16 protein-coding genes and 2 pseudogenes are annotated in these 13,613 nt (G+C 65.3%); 7 read left to right on the forward strand and 11 right to left on the reverse strand.

What is annotated here, in order from left to right:
* Positions 1-42: 42 nt before the first annotated feature.
* Together QSK31_RS12930 and QSK31_RS12935 are read left to right on the forward strand one after the other, a co-directional pair.
* Positions 43-759 carry a DivIVA domain-containing protein gene (locus tag QSK31_RS12930; protein WP_285683813.1) on the forward strand — a complete coding sequence of 239 codons (717 nt, stop codon included), beginning with the start codon at positions 43-45 and terminating at the stop codon, positions 757-759.
* A gap of 236 nt (positions 760-995) precedes the next feature.
* Complete coding sequence (locus QSK31_RS12935) at positions 996-2,285, forward strand: glycosyltransferase (protein WP_285683814.1); 1,290 nt, start codon at positions 996-998, stop codon at positions 2,283-2,285.
* 141 nt (positions 2,286-2,426) lie between these two features.
* Here the strand turns inward: QSK31_RS12935 and QSK31_RS12940 are convergent, their stop codons facing one another.
* Complete coding sequence (locus tag QSK31_RS12940) at positions 2,427-2,672, reverse strand: hypothetical protein (RefSeq protein WP_285683816.1); 246 nt, start codon at positions 2,670-2,672, stop codon at positions 2,427-2,429.
* A gap of 174 nt (positions 2,673-2,846) precedes the next feature.
* Between QSK31_RS12940 and QSK31_RS12945 the strand changes: the two genes are divergently transcribed.
* Positions 2,847-3,392, forward strand: coding sequence for a 2'-5' RNA ligase family protein (locus tag QSK31_RS12945; RefSeq protein WP_285683817.1), 546 nt, complete (start codon positions 2,847-2,849; stop codon positions 3,390-3,392).
* A 35-nt stretch (positions 3,393-3,427) separates the two neighbouring features.
* On the opposite strand, the gene QSK31_RS12950 is transcribed toward QSK31_RS12945, so the two are convergent.
* From QSK31_RS12950 to QSK31_RS12965, 4 genes are all read right to left on the reverse strand, one after another.
* Complete coding sequence (locus tag QSK31_RS12950) at positions 3,428-4,852, reverse strand: hypothetical protein (RefSeq protein ID WP_285683819.1); 1,425 nt, start codon at positions 4,850-4,852, stop codon at positions 3,428-3,430.
* Between the two features lie 19 nt (positions 4,853-4,871).
* Positions 4,872-5,330, reverse strand: a complete 459-nt coding sequence (locus QSK31_RS12955) for a TIR domain-containing protein (protein WP_285683820.1) — start codon at positions 5,328-5,330, stop codon at positions 4,872-4,874.
* Entirely contained in the window at positions 5,320-5,757 is a 438-nt protein-coding gene (locus QSK31_RS12960; RefSeq protein ID WP_285683821.1) for a polysaccharide biosynthesis C-terminal domain-containing protein, read from the reverse strand. The genes QSK31_RS12955 and QSK31_RS12960 overlap by 11 nt, the downstream gene beginning before the upstream one ends.
* A 188-nt stretch (positions 5,758-5,945) precedes the next feature.
* Complete coding sequence (locus QSK31_RS12965; RefSeq protein ID WP_285683822.1) at positions 5,946-6,491, reverse strand: hypothetical protein; 546 nt, start codon at positions 6,489-6,491, stop codon at positions 5,946-5,948.
* A gap of 202 nt (positions 6,492-6,693) precedes the next feature.
* Here QSK31_RS12965 and QSK31_RS12970 point away from each other — a divergent pair, with 202 nt between their 5' ends.
* Complete coding sequence (locus QSK31_RS12970; protein WP_285683824.1) at positions 6,694-7,521, forward strand: inositol monophosphatase family protein; 828 nt, start codon at positions 6,694-6,696, stop codon at positions 7,519-7,521.
* 169 nt (positions 7,522-7,690) lie between these two features.
* On the opposite strand, the gene QSK31_RS12975 is transcribed toward QSK31_RS12970, so the two are convergent.
* Positions 7,691-8,239 (reverse strand): RipA family octameric membrane protein, encoded by a 549-nt coding sequence (locus QSK31_RS12975; protein WP_285683825.1) that lies wholly within the window; start codon positions 8,237-8,239, stop codon positions 7,691-7,693.
* Positions 8,240-8,740: 501 nt separating this feature from the next.
* A pseudogene (locus QSK31_RS12980) lies at positions 8,741-9,082 on the reverse strand (transposase); the annotation flags it as partial.
* Positions 9,083-9,280: 198 nt separating this feature from the next.
* Here QSK31_RS12980 and QSK31_RS12985 point away from each other — a divergent pair.
* The 3 genes and pseudogenes from QSK31_RS12985 to QSK31_RS12995 all read left to right on the forward strand — a co-directional run bounded on the left by QSK31_RS12985 (position 9,281) and on the right by QSK31_RS12995 (position 10,806).
* A complete protein-coding gene (locus QSK31_RS12985) occupies positions 9,281-10,117 on the forward strand; it encodes a zinc-binding dehydrogenase (protein ID WP_285683827.1) in 837 nt (278 codons plus the stop codon).
* Positions 10,118-10,164: 47 nt separating this feature from the next.
* Positions 10,165-10,536: pseudogene (locus QSK31_RS12990) on the forward strand (SDR family NAD(P)-dependent oxidoreductase); the annotation flags it as partial.
* Between the two features lie 144 nt (positions 10,537-10,680).
* Complete coding sequence (locus tag QSK31_RS12995; RefSeq protein WP_285683829.1) at positions 10,681-10,806, forward strand: hypothetical protein; 126 nt, start codon at positions 10,681-10,683, stop codon at positions 10,804-10,806.
* A 20-nt stretch (positions 10,807-10,826) separates the two neighbouring features.
* Here QSK31_RS12995 and QSK31_RS13000 read toward each other — a convergent pair whose 3' ends face one another.
* From QSK31_RS13000 to QSK31_RS13015, 4 genes are all read right to left on the reverse strand, one after another.
* The gene (locus QSK31_RS13000) at positions 10,827-11,591 is read right to left on the reverse strand and encodes a SigB/SigF/SigG family RNA polymerase sigma factor (protein ID WP_285683831.1); all 765 of its coding nucleotides are present in this window, start codon (positions 11,589-11,591) and stop codon (positions 10,827-10,829) included.
* Complete coding sequence (locus tag QSK31_RS13005) at positions 11,588-11,950, reverse strand: AbfB domain-containing protein (protein WP_285683832.1); 363 nt, start codon at positions 11,948-11,950, stop codon at positions 11,588-11,590. The genes QSK31_RS13000 and QSK31_RS13005 overlap by 4 nt, the downstream gene beginning before the upstream one ends.
* A 69-nt stretch (positions 11,951-12,019) precedes the next feature.
* Positions 12,020-12,445, reverse strand: a complete 426-nt coding sequence (locus tag QSK31_RS13010) for an MmcQ/YjbR family DNA-binding protein (protein WP_285683833.1) — start codon at positions 12,443-12,445, stop codon at positions 12,020-12,022.
* 89 nt (positions 12,446-12,534) lie between these two features.
* Positions 12,535-13,593, reverse strand: a complete 1,059-nt coding sequence (locus QSK31_RS13015) for a M15 family metallopeptidase (RefSeq protein WP_285683836.1) — start codon at positions 13,591-13,593, stop codon at positions 12,535-12,537.
* Positions 13,594-13,613 lie beyond the last annotated feature (20 nt).

The following is a 13,613-nucleotide window of genomic DNA, read 5'->3' on the forward strand; positions in this document are numbered from 1 at the left end:
CGTTCGATTGCCTAAGATGCCTGCCGCACCACTTGTCGCCGCATGAACGAGGACTCCACGATGCCGCTCACTCCCGCAGACATCCACAACATGGCCTTCAAGAAGCCGCCGATGGGCAAGCGTGGGTACGACGAGGAGGAGGTCGACGCCTTCCTCGACGAGGTCGAGCAGGAGCTGATCCGGCTCCTCGAGGAGAACGGGTCCCTCCGCGACCGGGCCCAGCGCGTGGGTGGCCCCGGTGGCGGCGGCAACGCGGCCTCGACCATGGTGCTCAACGGCGAGTTCGCCGAGATCGCCCAGCAGCTCGAACGGGCGCAGGAGGCACGCGCCCGGGCCGAGCAGACCGCGCGTACCGTCCAGGACCAGCTCGACCGGGCCCGCCGCTCGACCCCGCCGACGCCGATGCCGACCTCGCCGGCCGGTGACGACGACCGCAACGCCCGCGTGCTGGCCATGGCGCAGCGCACCGCCGACGACCACATGCGCGACGCCGAGCGCGAGGCCGACACGGTGATCACCGGCGCCCGCGGCAAGTCCGAGCAGATCTCCAGCGAGGCGCAGCTCAAGGCGGCGACCATCGAGAGCGACGCCCGGCGCAACCACAGCGAGGCGCTGAGCACGCTGAGCGCCAAGCGGTCCGCCGCGCTCGACGAGATCGACCGGCTGGCGATGCTGGCGAAGAGCTACCAGACGGCGCTCAACGACCACGTCACCCAGCAGCTGCGCGAGCTGAACAGCGTGCCCGCCGGCGACGAGTAGGCCGTGTCCCGGGGATCAGTCATGTGCGAGGCGAGGTCCAGAGGGTGGCTGGCCTCGCCCGCGGCGCGCCCTCATCCTGGTGTTGGATGTGGGTGTGTCGTGGGTGGCGTCAGGCGCGCGCTGGGCCACGCCGCAGCCCTGGCTGATCCCCGGGACACGGCCTGAGCCGCGCCCGGGTGCGGGTCTCGCACTTCAGCGACAGCCACCCGGGCCGGCCGGACGGGGTGTCGGCCTCGGTGGGCCGCACGGTAAAGCTGCTCCGCGAGGCCGGTCACCAGGTGCGCGACCACCGGCCCGGGCCGCTGATCGGGCGGCGCCGAGCCGACCAGCTGCGGGCGGTGCCGTACCCGGTCCGGCGCATGCGGGTGGCGCTCCCGTGGGGCGCCGGACCGGATGGTGCGCCCGCCGACGTGGTCCACGTGCACACCACGGGGACGGCCGGGATGACCGGGTTCGCGTACGCCGCCCGGCACCGCCTGCCGGTGGTCGTCACCTGGCACATCGACATGCTGGCGTACGTGCGGCACTACCCCGACCTGGCGATGGCCGCGGCGTCCTCCGCGCACCGGATGCGGCTGGGCTGGTCGGTCCGCGACTACCTCGAGCTGAGCGATTGGAACGGCCGGCGGCATCACCGGCTGTCGGTGCTCGGTCACGGTCTTTTCGAGCGTACGCGGATGATCCTCGCACCGTCCCGCAAAGCGGCACTCGGTCTCCGAGCCGTGGGGAAGGTCCCGGAGATCCGGATCCTGCCGACGCCGGTGACCGCCCCGCCGGTCGTCTCCGGCTCGGCACCTCTCTCCGGCCCGGCCCTGTCCGACCCAGCCCTTTCCGACCCAGCCCTTTCCGACCCGGCCCTTTCCGACCCGGCACTCTCAGGCCCGGCACTTTCCGACCCAGCCCTTTCCGGCCCGGCACTCTCCGGCCCGGCCCTTTGCGGTCCGTCCTTCTGCGGCTCGCGGCGCGCTCAGCTGGGCCTGCCCGCGGACGCGCCCGTGGTCCTGCACGTCGGGCGCGTCACCCCCGAGAAGAATCCCGCCCTGCTGCTGACCGCCTTCAAGCTTCTGCTGCGTACGGTGCCCGGCGCGCACCTGGTCCTCGTCGGCGCGCATCAGGGCCGCCGCGCCGTCCGTGCAGCCGCCGACCGCCTCGGCCTGGGCGACCGCGTCCGGCTGATCCCGCCGGTGCCGCCCCGCATGGTCGCCGGCTACTACCGGATGGCCGACGTGCTCGCCTTCCCGTCCCTGACCGACACGCAGGGTCTCGTGCTGGCCGAGGCGGAGGCGTGCGGCCTGCCGGTCGTGGTCGCCGACGAGGCCCTCGCCCACCGCATCGACCCCGGCCTCCCGCCCCGGATCGCCGCCGCGCCAGACCCGGCGTTGTTCGCCGCGGCCATCGTCCGGCTGCTGCGCGACGAGACGCTGCGGTCGGCAACCATCGAGACCGGCCGCCGCGACATCACCGCCTTCACGCCGGAGCGCTACCTCACGTCGCTGGTGGCCGCCTACCAGGCCGCGCGGGCGTAGGCCCCTCGCCCGCGGACGCCTGCCGGGCCCCGCGTAGACCTCTCACCCACGGACGCCCGGCAGGCCCCGCGTAGACCCCTCACCCACGAACGCCCGGCAGGCCGCGCGGCGAAACGCCCGGCAGGCAGCGCGCGTGCAGGCCTACCAGGGCACGCGGGCGTAGTTTTTCAGCAGCACGCCGTGGACCGGGTCGCCGCTCTCGCCGCGGATGATCGGGTCGTAGATCCGCGCCGCCGCGTCGACGACGTCCAACGGCGGACGCCAGCCGGACGCCGCGCGGCGGGCCTTGCGAGCGGCCGGGTTCTCGTCGGTGATCCAGCCGGTGTCGACGCCGCACATGTGCACGTGGTGCCGGGCCAGGTCGCCCGCGCCCACCTGGGTCAGCATGTTGAGGCCGGAACTCAGTCGCCAACGATGCGGTAGCGTGCGAAGAGGAACTGAGGTTACACGAGATGATCAATGGCGCGTAAACCTCGGGTGTAGGCCATCGAGTCTTGATAGACATTGGTATCCGAGGGCATGCCAGCTGGTCCGCCGCAACCGTTAACGCGGAGGAGATGTGTGAGATTCGGTGTAATACTACTGCCCGACTTCGACATGTCAGAGAAGCTCATCTCCATGTCTCGGGTGATTTCCGCAGAGGCGGACCCCATCATGACCGTTGGCGAGGCAAGACCACCTCATGTGTCAGTCCTGCACTTCAGCGGAACGGAAATGGATGCAGTCCGCGTTTGGGCCGAGTGTACGGACACGGAGGCCCCCTCGCTACACCTACGCGCTACCGGCATCAAGATTGCGTACATCGACGCCGAGAACTTCTACGTTCCTGAAGGAGGGGTCTACTTCGGTTTGGAGATAGCCGCGGAAGAGGGATTACAGGCTCTTCATCGAAAGTTGTTAGGTATCGCGGAGGCACGCGGTCTTGAGACAATCGGTGCCGTTGGCCATGACTACAGCCCTCATGTGACTTTGGGAGTTCTGATCGGCGACAGAGCGGTTCTGAAGGTCGAAGTCGACGACACCTTGAGGGCAAGCTTCAGCTGCCGTATGGCTTTAGGACGGATGGGCGATTATGGAACCTTTCCAGACGTGATCGACAGCCAATGAAACTGCGCCGCGAGGTAGGCCGATGCCGGTCCTCCCTATGAATCCCAGATCGACTCCAGAGATTTCCTGATGCGTTCGAACTTCGCGGCAGGATTCGTAGAGTCGATGACGATGGACGGGAATTCCAATCCGGGGTCAGCGTCCGTGCTCAGATACACAATTTTCGAAAGGGGGGTACTTCCGTGCACTATTCCAATCTCATAATCTGCATCGGGCGACCAGTGGATCAGTACTGCTGTGGCTTCCCCAACCAATCTCAGAACTTCGGAGCGCAGGAGTCTCCCGCCGTTGTCGACCACGCCGAATCCGATCACGTTGGCACCGAGCGCACCCATCAGAAAGTTGGAGATCTTGTAGCCTACCGCCTCGTTGGCACGCCAAATGAAGTAGACGGTACGGCGTTGCACGGCACGGCCGACCGAGGGGAAGACGTCGTCGACGATTATCAGTTCTCGATAGTTTCCGGACCTGCTGAACAGCGCGAATCGCAGTTCAGCCTCCGCGACCACCCTGGCTGCGACCGCTGGGTCCGTCCGCCTTGAAAGCCACATGACGAACTGATCTTCCGGCTGATGCGAACGACTGACGATGTCTCGTAGGAAGGTGGATCTCAATCGTCCGAGCGCGAATCGTAGCTCCGCGATCCCCTCTGCGTCGGGTGATACCTGCTCCCATTGCAGCAGGCGGCGTACGAGCACCGCCTGCACTAGAGCGTCATGAAGCTGCTTAGCTTCGAAGAGAATGGCGCTCTCTAGGATCATCGGCAGAACGACCGATTTGGCGATGTTGATGAAGAGGACTCCGGTTGTGGTGAGTCCATCTCGTAGGTATCCTTCAAGCGCGGCTTTGCTGGCTATATGGATCGAATCGAGATCCACGCCACCGCGCACGAGTTCTACCGCCGCGCGGAAAACTCGGTTGTTGGCCAACTGAGAACCGTGCCGGCCGGAAGCCATTTCGCTATGGGCTCTGAACCAGTACTCGCTTTGCTGTGGTTCGCTGGCCAGACCTGCCGCCAGCGCTGCACGCCACGCCACACTCGGCGTCGATCCGAGTACAGAGATCGGGCCAAGCGCCGGCGGCAGTTCATTCCACGAGGAATCTTTCTTGCCTCCCAGCAGGGAGATGAGGGCGTCGTTCAACTTGTACGCCTCGGGGAACCTGCCGCGTTGCGCGGCGATCCGCGACAAAATTACGTCTCGCAGGGCAACGTTCTCATCGGTGGTGGGTATCGTTTTCAGCACTGAAACACTTGCGGTCAGGTGGCCGAACTTCTGCTGGAGCGTGGCCAGCACTAACGACAAGGCTTCCACCTGACCCAGAAATGCCATGCCGCTACGGGCCAGGCGAATTCTCCTGTAGAGCTCCTGTTCAGTATATCGCCATCCCTTGTGCGAGATCAGGGGCAGCATCTCGCTCCAGATGCGCTGAACGGAACCGAATAGCAGATCTCCACTCATCTATTCAGGCTTCCTAGGATCAAAGAAGTTCGAGCCCCACGAGCCTTCGGCGAATGCGCTCAGTCGTTTCCAGTACGGAGCGCTGGAAGGAAAGTCGGAGGATCCCTTCGATGTCCGACGGGAGTGTGGTGCCCTCTTGATGCAAGATGATCACCGCTTGACGACCGAGGTGCCGAAGAAACCACCCCAGCTCGACTAAAGCGTTCTGCCTGGCAATGTAAACCTCCTTTGGCAAGTCATGACCTTGATCCAATAGCCGGTCATCCGGTGTCAGAAAGACAAACGCCACGTCACATTTCCGAGCGTAGTGTTCGAACTTATCGATGATCGACAGGCCGAGATCATCTTCCTCTTCCACGAGGATCGCGCGCACGCCGATACTTGCCAACCAATTCTTGAGCTGTAGGCTCTGCAGTTCTGCACGCCCGTGGGCCAGAAAGGCGAGCGTCAGCGAGTTTCCTATGCCGTCAGCACTCATGTGTCTTCTCAGGGCCGTCGGTCACGACATATCTTATCGTGTCAGAGGGGTCGAAGGGTTCCTCGCCGAATTCGACGGCCTGGCTGTGTTCCAACGGGAAGTACACGTGCGCGCACCGCGGCAAGATTTTGACCAGGTCACCGGCCTTGAGTTCCATGGAGGCGGTTTCGTCAGTGTCCAGATCGTGGTAGAAGGCCTTCAATCGACCAGAAATTACGTACAGGTTCTCGATCTTATTCAGATGATAGTGGTTTCCCCTGTAACCGCCGTCGATCATCGCGAACTCAATGAACGCCAGGAATCGGAAGGCGTCACCGTTGACGATCTGGGCAATCTCACCCATCGATCCCCGGACGATCCCACCATCCGCCGGCGCTGGCGCGTTTGACACCACTAGGTGTCTGACAGAAACCTTATCCAAATCCATTCACCTGCTCCACCAGCCCCAGAATGATCTTTCACACAGCTCGGCCCTCAGACTACGGCAACTCCGACCACCAGACCACTGTCGACCGTGGGAACCTAGATGGCCGTTATGAACGGCGTAAACTCATCGCGAGCCTCGACCCCAGACACCTGTAACCTGCAAGGCAGAAACGCCGCCGGGGTGGCTTCTCACCGAGGCGGTTCAAGCGCTTCGACGGGTCCGCCGCCGGTACGTCGCCGGAGTGCGCCAACGACGAGTTCGATCGTCGACCGCTGGGTCTCCACGAGGGAAGCGGGGAGGTCGTCGGAGCGATGGAATGCACCTCGCGGAGGCTGTCCATCCAATTCAACGCAGTAGACAGCGGCGTTTTCGGTCCCGCGCCGAACCACATGGAACTGGTTGCCGACGAAGAACGGGGTGTCACGGAGCAACGGGCTACCCAGCTCCCGATCAATGATCCGCTGCAGAGCAGCGTCATGGGACACGTCGGTAGGTCGCAGGACGGTTCCGGGCGTGTGCAGCATGCCAGGCCAGACCTTGTCATCCATAGAGCGTGGAAGCAGCAGAACTTCAACCTCTCCGTCATCCGATACCCGAACTGGCACGAGCTCCACGATCGACAGCACGGTTATTCTGGCCAGCTCGAGGAAGACATCCTCCGGCAGCCAGCCCGGAGTAATCTGTCGCAGAAGACGAATGAGCGTTCTGACATCGTTTGAATCCTCGAAGGTCATACCACACCTCACCTAGCTAGTTGTCTCATCCTACGGCGCTCCTCATCGATGACGGACCGATTTGCGCCGCACATTCGCTTACTCTCCATGCCAGGCCGATCGAGATGATTGAATACGGACCACACTGGACCTCGGTTCACATCCATCGCTAGGATGATCAGAACAACCTGCATATACGTATATAGATGGGATAGGGTCACAGATGAACAGCAGTGCAGTTTCGATCGAAGAACTGATGGCATTCGCAGAGGGAACGGCCCGAGAAGCTGGACGATTACTTGTCGAGGGACGCTCGCTACCCAAAAATGTCACGGTGAAGAATTCACCGATGGACATCACAACCTCCGTCGACTTAGCGGTCGAATCGCTGGTAACGAAGCGGATCGCAGGTGCCTATCCTTTTGATTCTATTGTCGCAGAGGAGGGAAGTAGCGTCAATGGTACGACAACGCGCCGATGGATTGTCGACCCACTCGACGGCACCGCCAACTATGCGCGAGGATGGCCGGTTTGCGCCGTCTCAATCGGAGTCGAGGTCGACGGCCGATTCACCGTGGGGGCGGTCTACAACCCCTTCCTTAACGAGATGTATGTCGCAGGCGAGGGGATCGGCGCATTTCTCAACGGAGAAAGATTGGAGAAGAGGACCGAGGATGTCGAGATTTCGGAGGCTTTCGTCGGCATCACCGGAGGATATGATCTCATAGATCGAGGAGAAAGGGGCGGGGCTGCTCGTGCCCTGATCGCCGAAGCCGGTGACGTCCGCTATACCGGATCGGCGGCACTCGACTACTGCCATGTAGCCAGTGGGCGTTTGGACGCTGCCTTCGGAAACGGTTACCGACTATGGGACATGGCTGCAGGGAGCGTCATCGCCACTGAAAGCGGATGTCTCGTCGTGGATTTGGAAGGGCGATCGGCGCCGCTTCCGCCTGAAGCCATCCTAGTGGCGGTCCCGAGCGTGGAGCCCGCCGTTCGAGCCATCGTCTCCGCCGCGGTGGCCGAATCCCGTCGGTCCATGATCTACTAGCTTGCCGTCGTTCGCCCCAGTGGGCCGGTCCGAAGTCGTGGTGTGCGATGGACCCGCACTCCGCGCTGCGACAGGTGCCGCCTATGTACGCGTCCTAACGATGTTTGCCTTGCCGTGACCTCGCCCCTTCACTGTTGGGCGAGGTAACCTATCAAGGGCTCCAGGCTGCCTATCCGGCAAGGATAGCAATGAAAGCGGCGACGTAGGTAGTTGCGAAGCAGAACGGAATCCATTGTTCCAAATGAGTCAGCGGCCAATATCTCGACGAGTCACGGCCCTCCCCTAACGCCTTCCACTCGGCCCGCCAGTAGGGTGATGCCGGTAGGCGCTCCTCGAGGACGCCGACAATTACATACTTCGCAGAGTTCAGCTGACGGTAGGAACGAAGCAGCCAGAACCAGGCGGCACACTGCAGTAACAGCGCCACTGTGGGGAGTGAGACGGACCAGAGGGCGGCATTCGGCTTATCCCTCCAAAAGATTCCGATGGCAGTGAAAACCAGCGTATTAAGTGTCAGAAAGAAGGTATTCGTCAAGCCGCGCCTGGCACTGACTCTATCCGCCATCTCTAGGTAGATCTTGTATTGGTCCATGACTGCGGCCTGATATTTTTCGTCGACGCCCTGATACCGCTGAGCAGTAACGGCCTCGGTCCAAACGGTCGGACGCACCTCTTCGATGTTTGCAGTCGTCGTTCGGAATTTCCTAAACACGCCCATCGTACGCATTGTGCCAGTGATAACCGAGGTGGCAAGACCCGTCGCACGTGGCACCGCGCCCGATGTCCCGGTTGGGCTGCGCGACAAGGCACGAAGTCTCTAGTACTCCAGCAGGGGATCCGTGCTGGCCAGCGAGGCGTGTGGTTTTGTCTGTGGACGGCAACCAGGCCACCGCAGGCTCTTGAAGGTTTGTTTGAACCCAAGATGCCGCGGTAGTGCCGCCCGCAGAGCAGACGCCCAGCGTCGGAACTGCTCGACGATCGTCGAACACACCGGTTACGACGGACCCGGCGGGTTATAGGACCCGATCGGCCGAGCTAGTGCCGTGACCACGAACGTTCGCGGTGTTGGTTGATACGTCGTCGGCCTGACCGGCGTACGCGTAAATGTCGACCGGCACCGCCAGTCGGGCTGAGCGGGACTCGGAAGGTGCACGGCGGACAGGTCGTTGGACGTGATCGATGAGCCTGCGCGGAAAACGCTGACGCATCGTGGTGGCCGCTACCAATTTCTCGGGAGCCTTACAAGACACCGAGGGGTGTGTACCCGTGAACGTTTCGACATGGGTGCTCCCTCTGAGGTCACGGTCGGGCGATAGGTCGCTCTGCTGATGTAGCGCTTGAGGCTGCGCATGATCTCGCGTTTCGTGCGGCCTTCGGCGGTGCGGCGGGCGAATTAGTCGCGGGTGCGGTGATCGTGGCCCATCCGGACCAGCGCGACGGTGTAGAGAGCTCGGTTCAAGCGCCGGTCACCACCGCGGTTGAGCCGGTGTCGGGTGGTGTTGCCTGACGAGGCCGGTAGTGGCGATACGCCGGTCAGGGCAGCGAATGCGGCTTCAGAGCGATCGCCCAGACCGCTCACAGCCTCAACATCGACGAATTGTGGCCGTGGGCTGCCGGCGATCGCACCGTTCTGCGGTCCTAACAGTGGCCCGTGAGCAGATCGTCGCTGGCGTCGACACGTCGCAGGGTGTTCGGCAGGTGCGGGCCGTGTCAGCGATGACGTAGACGGCAGCTCGGAACGTCCCAGGTGGTGGGTTCGGTGCGGTCGAGCAAGCTGACCGCGCCCGCGACGACCAAGCTGCCGTACGACAGGATCGTCGACTCTGCCGAGCTGCCGGATTCCCTCGATGGGGAGAGGTTCGACGTCATCGTCGGCCCAGTGGGCAGCGATGTCCGTACGCGGAGTCTGGATCTGCTGGCGGCGGGTGGGCGCCTGCTGGTGGTGGGGAATGCGAGCGGCGATTGGACCCATCAGATGGGCAGCAATCAGTTGTGGCTGGGAAACGCCACCGTCTCCGGCTTCAACGCGGGCGCCTTCGTGCCCGCGCACCCGCAACTGGTTTGCCCCGCGATCGAGGCGGCACTGAGGGCGGTTGCCGCCGGACTGAGCGACACCGAGGTCGACGTGCTGCCGTTCGCCGAGGCCGCCGCCGCGCACAAGCGCATGGAGAGCCGCGCCCTCGACGGCCGCATCGTCCTCACGCCGGGCGCGCGAGGACGAACGAACCGCGTTCACTCTCGCCGTCGTCCTCTGGCGAGCAGCCCCGGCCGCAGCGCCCGGATCAGCTCGGCCATGGCCCGGATCGCCTTCACCCGGCGCCGCCGGGGAACGAGCACCAGGGCACAGACGAACATGATCACGATGGCGACCATCGGCGCGCAGACGACCAGGACGACCGCCCACGGGCCGCCGGTCAGCAGTGGTTCGAAGAAAGGCCCCATCCCCTCCCGCCTCTCGACTCCGCTGGTCGAGAAGGGCACAGGGCTCAGTCCGACCAGTCCAGAACTGGGGGAAGCTGAGTCCGACTGCGATCGGGGTCTCAGGTACTACGGTCTACCTGCAACAATAGACCGACTTGTCCCGGTTGATTCCTAAGTGTCACCCGTTCGGATGGCGTTGTCGACGAGGACGGCTGCCAGAGGGCGCTGCCGCTGTTCAGCGATGGCGGCTCGATCGTGATGACCGGGTCGAACGCGTCACTCCGGGGCTACCCCGACTGGAGCGTGTACGCGGCGAGCAAGGCGGTGCTGCCCGCCTACGCACGGGTGTGGGTGTCCGAGTTGAGGGACCGCAGGATCCGGGTGAACGTGCTGACCCCCGGCCAGGTCGCCACGCCGATCCTCGCGGAGGTGATGGACGAGCAGACGAAGGCACGGTTCGAGGCCATGATCCCGAAGCGGGAGATGGGCCGCCCCGACGAGATCACGTCGGTCGCGCTGTTCCGCGCCTCGGACGACTCGAGCTACCTCAACGGCATGGAGCTGGTCGTCGACGGCGGCACCACGGTGATCTGAGCGCTCGGAAACCCACCGCCAAATCTGATCCAGACACGCGATCTTCCGCGGCGTCCTGGCCGGGGACAAGCCGGTGGACGTGTTCTTCGCCGGCGACAGCGCCGGGGCGAAGGCACGCGTCGCGGCGTTTCTGGAGAGTTGGACATGAGGGCCCTCGACGCGGGAGGGCTCGAGATGGCCTACGCCCTCGAATGGGCCGGCATGCTCCTGGTGGGTCTGGCACGCAACGGCGCCGGCTTCGACGTCGCCCTGGGCGCCGAGGTCCACTGAGGACTCTTAACGACGGCGGATCACGACTCCAGGTGGGCGCGGAGTTTCCCCAGGGCCCTGGTCAGCAGCCGGCTGACGTGCATCTGGGAGACGCCGATCTCGGTGGCGATCTCCGACTGGGTCAGGTTGCCGTAGAAGCGGAACGACAGGATGCGCTGCTCGCGCTCGTCCAGAGCGGCCAGCGCCGGGCCCAGGGCGACGCGCAGCTCGGCCAGCTCGTACCCCCGGTCCTCGCTGCCGAAGGTGTCGCCGAGCTCGCCGGCGCCGTCCTCGCCGGCGGGTGCCGACAGGCTCGTCGCCGCGTACGCGCGGGCGCCCTCCAGACCCTCCAGCACCTCCTCCTCGGTGATCCCGAGGTGGTCGGCGACGTCGGCGACGGTCGGCGAGCGGCCCAGCGCGTGGGTGAGCTCGTTGTTGGCCGCGGTGATCGCCAGGCGCAGCTCCTGGAGGCGACGCGGCACCCTGATGAACCAGGTGCGGTCGCGGAAGTGCCGTTTGATCTCGCCGATGATCGTGGGCACGGCGAAGGCGGCGAACTCGACGCCGCGGCCGGGCTCGTAACGGTCCACTGCCTTGATCAGGCCGACCACCGCGACCTGGGTGAGGTCGCCGAGCGGCTCGCCCCGGCCCTGGTAGCGCCGGGCCAGGTGCTGGGCCAGCGGCAGCCAGGCCTGGATGGCGCGGTCGCGCCGGGCGGCGCGGGCCGGGTCACCTACGGGGGTACTGGCAAAGCCCGCGATCAGTTCGCCGGCGCCGGCGGTGTCGGCGATGCCGGAGGCATTCACTGTCCACTCTCCTTGCCGATCAACAACGGTTGCTGTCCGGCAAAGATAACCGTACGGCCCGGGGCTGCCAACCAAAAGGATGACCAGGGGGCGAGCCGGAAGGTCGCATCCTGCCGGTCCGCGCCCGGCGAGGAACTGCTCAGCGGGTCGATCCGCAGCACGAAGTCGTAGTGCCGCAGGTGCCGGTCGGGAACGTTGTACGACCGGAAGGATGCCCTGGTGGAGTCGGCCAGACCGGCGACCCGATAAAACGCGGCATCGCCCCGGAAGGCCGCCGTTCCGTCGTTCGGATCAAGCCTGATCGCATAGTTGCAGTGCCGCAGGTACCGGCCCTGGTAATTCACCGATTCGAGGGACACCAGCTCGCCTCGGCCAGTCCGGGCACCGCGACACCAGGCGCTGTGCCCGGCCGGCGTGATTTATCGATGCTATGGCCCGGGCGCGTCGCCGGGATTCTGTTCGGCGCGGTTGAGCCACGCCCGGCGCCGGGCGTGGGAGGCGCGGGCCAGCCAGGCGTCCTGAACCACCTCGGCCAACTCGTCCCGGCCGATCTCACCGAGCCGGCTGGCGCGCACCAGCACCGACGGATGCCCGTCGAAGTGCGGGGTGGTGAAGAAGGGCGTCGACTCGTCCTGCACCAGCGCCTGCTTGTCGGCGTCCGACTCCACCCAGAAGACGATCACGTCCGGGTAGCGCTCCCCCGTCGCCGGGTCGAACGCGTCCGGCCGGGGGTTGCGGAAGAACACGAACGACTTCCCGCCCACCTGATAGACCGGGTTGCCCGCGGTCTCGTCGTAGACCTTGACGTGCGGCATCGCCCTCGCCAGCTCATGCACGTCGTCGACCGTCGCCACGACTCAAAGGTTAGTCGCTCGACCAGAGCCGGTTAGTCGCTCGACCAGAGCCGAGGCCACGCCGATCCCCAGAATCGCCGGCGTACGCGTCAGCCGCCCGTGATGGACCAGTGCCACGGCTCGGAGGGCAGGTTCTTGAAGCCGTACTTGGCGGCGTGGGCCTGCAGCCACTTGAAGCCCGGGCTCTTCGAGGTGAGCGACCTGCCGCCGGACGTGATGTCGACGGCCATGCCGATCTCGTGCAGGGAGCGGCCCGGGATCGCGGTCGGGACGCGGCACGACGAGGCCGGCGCCGTCCAGACGTCGGGGCAGCCGTTGATCTTCCGGAGCTCGATCTGGCGCTGCTTGGTGCGGAAACCGCCGCCCGAGAGCGGGATTCCGGCCTTGGCCGCGTCGTCGACCATGCGCTTGTACGAGTAGGCGACGTTCCAGTGGACCGTCGTTCCGTAGACGATCCTGGTCTCGGCCGGGACGAAGGTGGGCCGGACAGCGGTGACGACGTCCTTGCTCACGGCGGCTGCCTGGGCCGACAGCGAGGCGGGCGTCGGCAGCGCCGCGATCTTCTGTTTGCTCGTCTCCACGGCGGCGGAGGCCGACTTAAACGCGACGTTCGCGCTGTTCAGCGAGGTGCCGGCGGCCGCGGCGGAAGCGGAGGCGGTGGTCAGGGCCGTCGCCGCGGTCCGCGCCTGAGACGTACGCAGGGTCAGCGTCCGCTGGGCGGCCGTGAGCGCGGCCCGGGCCCGGGTGACCGCGGCCTTGCTGCGCTGCTTCGCCTTCGCCAGGTTCGTCTTCGCCGTGGTCACCGCCTGCCGGGCGGCCGTGACGCGGGCCTTGGCGGCCGTGTCGGAGGCCGACGCCGTCGTGGCCGCCTTCCGGGCCGCGGTGAGCGCCGCCGTGGCCTTGGTGACCCCGGCGGTCCGGGTCGTGACGGTCGCGCGCTGGGTCGCCAGCGTCCGGCGCATCCCGGCGCCGGTCGCGGTCACGGTGAGGCTGCCGAACATCAGCCTGGACCAGGTCTTCGCCACGGCCGGGATGGCCGCCTCCGCCGGGCTCGCCACGGTCAACGCGGCGGGCACGACCACCGCGGCGAGGACCGCCGCGGTGAGGAATCGCCGGGCTCGGGACTGGGCTACCTGTCGTCTCGTCACCCGCACGACAATGGGAGCCA

The organism is Actinoplanes sp. NBRC 103695 (assembly GCF_030269485.1).
Taxonomy (GTDB): Bacteria; Actinomycetota; Actinomycetes; order Mycobacteriales; family Micromonosporaceae; genus Actinoplanes.

What these genes read in the sequence shown, in the direction of transcription:
- QSK31_RS12930 (WP_285683813.1), top strand. Translation starts at nt 43, where the DNA reads ATGAACGAGGACTCCACGATGCCGCTCACTCCCGCAGACATCCACAAC.
- QSK31_RS12940 (WP_285683816.1), bottom strand. Translation starts at nt 2,672, where the DNA reads ATGCTGACCCAGGTGGGCGCGGGCGACCTGGCCCGGCACCACGTGCAC.
- QSK31_RS12950 (WP_285683819.1), bottom strand. Translation starts at nt 4,852, where the DNA reads ATGAGTGGAGATCTGCTATTCGGTTCCGTTCAGCGCATCTGGAGCGAG.
- QSK31_RS12955 (WP_285683820.1), bottom strand. Translation starts at nt 5,330, where the DNA reads ATGAGTGCTGACGGCATAGGAAACTCGCTGACGCTCGCCTTTCTGGCC.
- QSK31_RS12960 (WP_285683821.1), bottom strand. Translation starts at nt 5,757, where the DNA reads ATGGATTTGGATAAGGTTTCTGTCAGACACCTAGTGGTGTCAAACGCG.
- QSK31_RS12965 (WP_285683822.1), bottom strand. Translation starts at nt 6,491, where the DNA reads ATGACCTTCGAGGATTCAAACGATGTCAGAACGCTCATTCGTCTTCTG.
- QSK31_RS12970 (WP_285683824.1), top strand. Translation starts at nt 6,694, where the DNA reads ATGAACAGCAGTGCAGTTTCGATCGAAGAACTGATGGCATTCGCAGAG.
- QSK31_RS12975 (WP_285683825.1), bottom strand. Translation starts at nt 8,239, where the DNA reads ATGGGCGTGTTTAGGAAATTCCGAACGACGACTGCAAACATCGAAGAG.
- QSK31_RS12995 (WP_285683829.1), top strand. Translation starts at nt 10,681, where the DNA reads ATGAGGGCCCTCGACGCGGGAGGGCTCGAGATGGCCTACGCCCTCGAA.